Annotated in this window: 6 protein-coding genes and 1 pseudogene; 3 read left to right on the top strand and 4 right to left on the bottom strand. The window is 36.2% G+C overall.

All coding sequences use genetic code 11. The annotated features are described in order from the left end of the window. Positions 1–721, bottom strand: a 721-nt coding sequence (locus D2K40_RS15975; RefSeq protein WP_162879257.1) for a hypothetical protein, incomplete at its 3' end; no start/stop codon positions are given. A gap of 224 nt (positions 722–945) precedes the next feature. Beyond that, positions 946–1,691 (bottom strand): annotated as a pseudogene (gene selD, locus D2K40_RS15980) (selenide, water dikinase SelD); the annotation flags it as partial. A 163-nt stretch (positions 1,692–1,854) separates the two neighbouring features. Between selD and D2K40_RS15985 the strand changes: the two are divergent. Together D2K40_RS15985 and D2K40_RS15990 are read left to right on the top strand one after the other, a co-directional pair. Beyond that, positions 1,855–2,496, top strand: a complete 642-nt coding sequence (locus D2K40_RS15985) for a deoxynucleoside kinase (RefSeq protein ID WP_117157332.1) — start codon at positions 1,855–1,857, stop codon at positions 2,494–2,496. Beyond that, positions 2,493–3,173 carry a deoxynucleoside kinase gene (locus tag D2K40_RS15990; protein ID WP_117157333.1) on the top strand — a complete coding sequence of 227 codons (681 nt, stop codon included), beginning with the start codon at positions 2,493–2,495 and terminating at the stop codon, positions 3,171–3,173. The genes D2K40_RS15985 and D2K40_RS15990 overlap by 4 nt, the downstream gene beginning before the upstream one ends. A 38-nt stretch (positions 3,174–3,211) precedes the next feature. On the opposite strand, the gene proC is transcribed toward D2K40_RS15990, so the two are convergent. Beyond that, on the bottom strand, positions 3,212–4,024 hold the full coding sequence (proC, locus tag D2K40_RS15995; protein ID WP_117157334.1) for a pyrroline-5-carboxylate reductase: 813 nt from the start codon (positions 4,022–4,024) through the stop codon (positions 3,212–3,214). Positions 4,025–4,287: 263 nt separating this feature from the next. Here proC and D2K40_RS16000 point away from each other — a divergent pair, with 263 nt between their 5' ends. Next, positions 4,288–4,698, top strand: a complete 411-nt coding sequence (locus D2K40_RS16000; RefSeq protein ID WP_229666807.1) for an RDD family protein — start codon at positions 4,288–4,290, stop codon at positions 4,696–4,698. A gap of 161 nt (positions 4,699–4,859) precedes the next feature. On the opposite strand, the gene D2K40_RS16505 is transcribed toward D2K40_RS16000, so the two are convergent. Next, positions 4,860–5,018 carry a hypothetical protein gene (locus tag D2K40_RS16505; RefSeq protein WP_162879258.1) on the bottom strand — a complete coding sequence of 53 codons (159 nt, stop codon included), beginning with the start codon at positions 5,016–5,018 and terminating at the stop codon, positions 4,860–4,862. Positions 5,019–5,250 lie beyond the last annotated feature (232 nt).

Here is a 5,250-nt window from a genome sequence, read left to right on the forward strand (position 1 = left end):
GACTTTCTTTTTTACCAATGCGTTCAATAGCACGCTGTGCCTTTTTCTTTCCTAACGAACAGCGCTGGGAACGAAAGTGACGTCGCTTATATCCGACTTCTTTTCCTGAAAAAAATTGTCTTTTTCCGCTAGTAGGTTCTGAAAGAACCGCAAGGTGACGAAGACCTAAATCTACACCTATAGGTGTATAATCGACAAAGTCCTTCATAGTTTCTTTGAATTCCAATTCAGAACTTACTTGGATGGGGATAGCAATATACCATTCTCTTCCTTTTCGGAACAATTCCATTGTTCCACGGTTCTCTTTGTTTTCTTTTAATAGAAAAGGAAAATAGATTTTTACATCTTCGCTTTCTACGACAGGAATGCTTTTCTTTCCTAAATTCGATGTGAAAGCAATATACCATTTTCCGTTTTTTTCAATGCTATTCCAATTTTGATTATTAATTTTAACACCAAGTGAATTTCTAAATATAGGAAGCGTTTTAGCCTTTCCTTTTTTAAAATCTGAAATAGCTTTTCTAGCACGACGAATCGCTTCATTTTTAATGGCAGATTTTAAATTAAAATTCACATTTTTAGAGGATAGATTTTCACCGTTATGAAGACGTTTTACACAATCATTAACACAAGCAGCAAACTCTGTTTGTTCTTGTACGAAGAGTTTGTGTTTTTTCTTTGTTACATCTTGAAGCCTTACTATCATGGTCTTTGTTGCCATTTTTTCACCTCCTTGTTTTCATTATACCGAACAAGTGTTTGAAAATCGCTTTAAAACACTTATTTTTTAAATAAAAAAAAGAAATAGACCTTTGGCATTCATCACCTCATTGAAATAAGGTGCGTTCTGCCAAATTATCGTAAATCTGCTTCAATTTGATTAGCATTTGGAGTATGAATGCGCCTTTTAATACTTTTAAAAGATTCTAAGCATTCCTGTTTATAAATATGTATACCTGTATTGCTCCCTTTTGCCATTTCCAATGCATGACCAAGTAAACCAAAACCCGTTACATCTGTACATGCATGAACAGTATAAGGCTCCATTACCTCAGCCGCTGTATTATTTAACGTTGCCATTACCTGTATTACACGTTCCGTCTCGTCTTCAGATAGTAAATTATTTTTAATCGCTGTTGTGAAAATTCCTACACCAATAGGTTTCGTTAAAATAATTTTGTCGCCTGGTTTTGCTCCTGTGCGTACTTTATCAGGATGGACAAGGCCTGTTACAGCAAGACCAAATTTGGTTCTTTGTCATCAATTGAGTGACCACCGACTAGCGTAACACCTGCCTCTTTCAACTTATCACCTGCACCACGTAATATATCTGTTAAGATTTGTTTATCTAATTTTGCGATAGGAAATGCAACAATGTTTAGCGCTGTTAAGGGCTTTCCACCCATCGCATAAACATCACTGATAGCATTTGCTGCAGCAATCTGCCCAAATGAATAGGGATCATCAACAATTGGCGTAAAAAAGTCCACAGTTTGGACGAGTGCCATTTCATCATTTAATCGATAAACACCAGCATCATCACTCGTATCTAAACCAACAAGTAAGTCTGGATTTGGTAAAGTCGATGGTAACTCTCGTAATACTTGCGCTAGATCTGCAGGGCCTATTTTGCAGCCACAGCCACCTTTTGACGATAAAGAAGTGAGTTTTATTTGATTTGTATCTGTCATTAGAAACAATCACTTAATACAATCTATTATAGATTAACCTACCATTTTTTACATACTTCCAAAAATATTACATTATCTAATTTGCGACAAAATGTGATAGAATAGTGATTGTCAATTTTGTTATGCACGAACCGGTAACAAATGTTTTATAGGAGGAAATTGTATGCACCAAGTACCCTTTTTAGCAGTAGAAGGCCCTATTGGAGTTGGTAAGACATCTTTGTCCAGAAAAATCGCAAGCCATTTTCAACTACATTTATTGAAAGAAATTGTAGAAGAAAATCCTTTTTTGGGGAAATTTTATGATGATATAGATGAGTGGAGTTTTCAAACAGAGATGTTCTTTCTGTGTAATCGATTCAAACAGCTAGAAGATATTGATAATCACTATCTAGCATTAGATAAGCCCGTGATTGCTGATTATCATATCTCAAAAAATATGATCTTTGCTAAACGTACATTACAACAAAAGCAATTTGAGAAATATCATCAAATCTATCATATCTTAACGAATGATATGCCAAAACCAAACATGATGATTTATTTAGATGCTAGTCTTGATACACTTCTAGCTAGAATTGCATTACGTGGACGTGAGGTTGAAAAAAATATTCAAGCGTCTTATTTGCAGCAACTGAAACAAGACTATCAAACATTCATGGCGGATTTCGAAAAACAACACCCAGAAATTCCCGTAATCCGGATTGATGGTGACCAACTTGATTTTATTAAACATCAAGATGATTTAGATCTAATACTCAGTCAAGTTCAACAACAAATCAATAAAGGAGAAATTATCCGATGAATTTACGAGAGAAATATCAAATTCCTCACGACAGTGTCATTACAATAGCTGGAACTGTTGGTGTTGGTAAGTCAACAATGACTAATGCTTTGGCCAATGCACTTAACTTCCGTACATCGTTAGAAAAAGTCGATACTAATCCATATTTAGATAAATTTTATGCTGACTTTGAACGTTGGAGCTTTCATTTACAAATCTACTTCTTAGCAGAACGTTTTAAGGAACAAAAGCGTATTTTTGAATATGGTGGTGGATTTATTCAAGACCGTTCGATCTATGAAGATACTGGTATTTTTGCAAAGATGCATCACGAAAAGGGAACAATGACACCAGTTGATTATGAAACTTACAGTAGTTTGTTTGAATCAATGGTGATGACACCTTATTTTCCTCATCCGGACTTATTAATTTATTTAGAAGGCTCATTTGATGATGTAGTAGATCGCATTAAAAACCGTGGCCGTCCAATGGAGCAACAGACTCCACTTGCTTATTGGCAGGAAATGCACGAACGTTATGAAAAATGGATAAATAGCTTTAATTCTTGCCCTATACTTCGCATTAATATTGCAGATTATGATCTGATAAATGATCAAAATGCTGTAGAATCCGTATTAGATAAAGTCGGTCATTTCATTCAACAGTCACGAAAATGGGAAACACGATTAATTAAATAAATACAACATGGGGCGCTTTTAATAAAGTGCCCCTTATTTTAATTTTCTCCTAATTCTTTTGAACGATTTGACGCTTGATAAACAGCAGCCTCTATTGCCTCTTTCACACTATGTTCTTCTAATGTCTTTATCCCCCGCTCTGTTGTACCACCTGGACTAGTAATTTTTTTACGTAATAACGCAGGTTCATCATCAGTTTGTTTGAGCATTTCTGCTGCACCTAAAATAGTCTGGTAGATTAATTCCTTGGCATCTACTTGATTTAGCCCACCTTTTTTGGCTGCTTCCTCCATTGCCTCTACTATGTAATAAAAGTAGGCAGGTCCACTTCCTGCTACAGCTGTTACAGTATGCATTTGTTCTTCATCTACTATTGTTACCGTTCCAACTGTTTCAAATAATGTTCTAGCTAGTTGTATTTGTTCCTCTGTCACAAATGCCCCTTTAGTTAATCCTGTCGCACCATAACCGATTGTTGCTGATGTATTAGGCATCGCTCGAATTACCGAAAGGTCCATTCCAAGTTGATCTGCAATAAATTTCGTCTCTGTTCCAGCAAGAATTGAAATAATTACTTTATCTTTTGAGACAAATGGCTTTATTTCAGCTAATGCTCCAACGACATCTTTCGGTTTCATCGCTAGAAAAATTGCCTCAGCACCAGATATAGCAGTTTCTGTATCAGAGGTAGATTGTATAGCATACAACTGTGTTAACTCCTGTAACCTTGTCTGATTTGATCTATTTGTAACGTAAATCTGATTTGGCTCTAATACCCCAGATTTCACAATTCCAGCAATCAGCGCTTCTGCCATTGAACCAGCACCAACAAATGCAATTTTTTTAAACATACTAACCCCTCCGTTGCTAACTTTCCCCTTATTATAATAGAAAAAAAGCATGCTGTCTCTCACAGGTTCCGTTAGGTATCGAAAACAGTAATTAATCTCGAGAAAATTCAGAACAAAAGCTACATGTATTGAGTTGCTACTTTAAATCATTTCTATTACACTTTAATTATACCTAATATTGGAATTAAACACTATGAAGGGGTTAGTTGGAGTAGTATTGGCTTCAAAGTATATACGGTTACTAAACAAAGGAGAGAGTGCTTTTGAATAATTACGCTGGATTTGGAAAAAGATTATTAGCTAGGTTTTTAGATGTTATGATTCTTACGATTTTAATTGGTGGTTTGTTTTATATTTTTACAGGTGAATATAGTATTAATTTCGAAAAAGGAGTGGCGTGGGATTTCTTTTATACACTATACTTGGTTATCGTACCTTTAATATGGAGTGGGTATATTATTGGAAAAAGAATTTGTAATATCAAGTTAATACAAAAAGATGGACACAAAGTTAAACTTTCCAATACGTTTTTAAGAGAGCTTGTTGGTTTCCACCTTATTGGTATCATCACGCTTGGAATATCACTAGTAGTAAGTACTTTTATGGTCATCTTTCGAGAAGATAAAAGAGCAATTCACGACATAGTAGGTGGTACGTACGTAATAGAAAGTTAAACCTTACTCTTTATTCAGATTTGATATAAAATGCACAATAACTTGTAACGTGAGTTACCGCTTCTCAAATGAAATTGATTCCCTTTCCGCAGGCACGGCTTCAGCTAATTCGGAAGCAAATGTTTTCGGTGGGCCGAGTAACCGTAGGCCCAAAAACCACCTCAAAAACCACCTCCGAGTGGATCTTCAGCTCGCGCTGTTCCTGCAGGACAAGGCATGCTCAATGAATTGACATCGCACGCAGAAAATCGGTTTTTATTTTCAAGGAGTGTCACCAATTTCATTTGATCCGCTAGATAGTCTAAAATTTGATAGCGCATTACAGTCTAACTCGTTGAGTGTTAGTACCTCATACCATGATTAGTTCCTCTAACTAGCGCAGGAAGCAAATGGGTGAGACTCCAGTGGGGACAGCTCAAGTCGAAATCGAGTAGGAGGGGCTTCACAGCCCCGACCTCTCACACCACCGTACGTACGGATCCGTATACGGCGGTTCAACCTTTTGAGTATCTTATCTGGTAGAGGATGTTCATATCCTTAAGTCCCCATTTC

This window comes from Paraliobacillus quinghaiensis (genome assembly GCF_003426025.1).
Taxonomy (GTDB): Bacteria; Bacillota; Bacilli; order Bacillales; family Amphibacillaceae; genus Paraliobacillus_A; species Paraliobacillus_A quinghaiensis.

Excerpts from the sequence above, each read along its gene's own strand:
- proC (WP_117157334.1), bottom strand. The coding sequence starts at position 4,024 with ATGTTTAAAAAAATTGCATTTGTTGGTGCTGGTTCAATGGCAGAAGCG.
- D2K40_RS16505 (WP_162879258.1), bottom strand. The coding sequence starts at position 5,018 with ATGCGCTATCAAATTTTAGACTATCTAGCGGATCAAATGAAATTGGTG.
- D2K40_RS15990 (WP_117157333.1), top strand. The coding sequence starts at position 2,493 with ATGAATTTACGAGAGAAATATCAAATTCCTCACGACAGTGTCATTACA.
- D2K40_RS15985 (WP_117157332.1), top strand. The coding sequence starts at position 1,855 with ATGCACCAAGTACCCTTTTTAGCAGTAGAAGGCCCTATTGGAGTTGGT.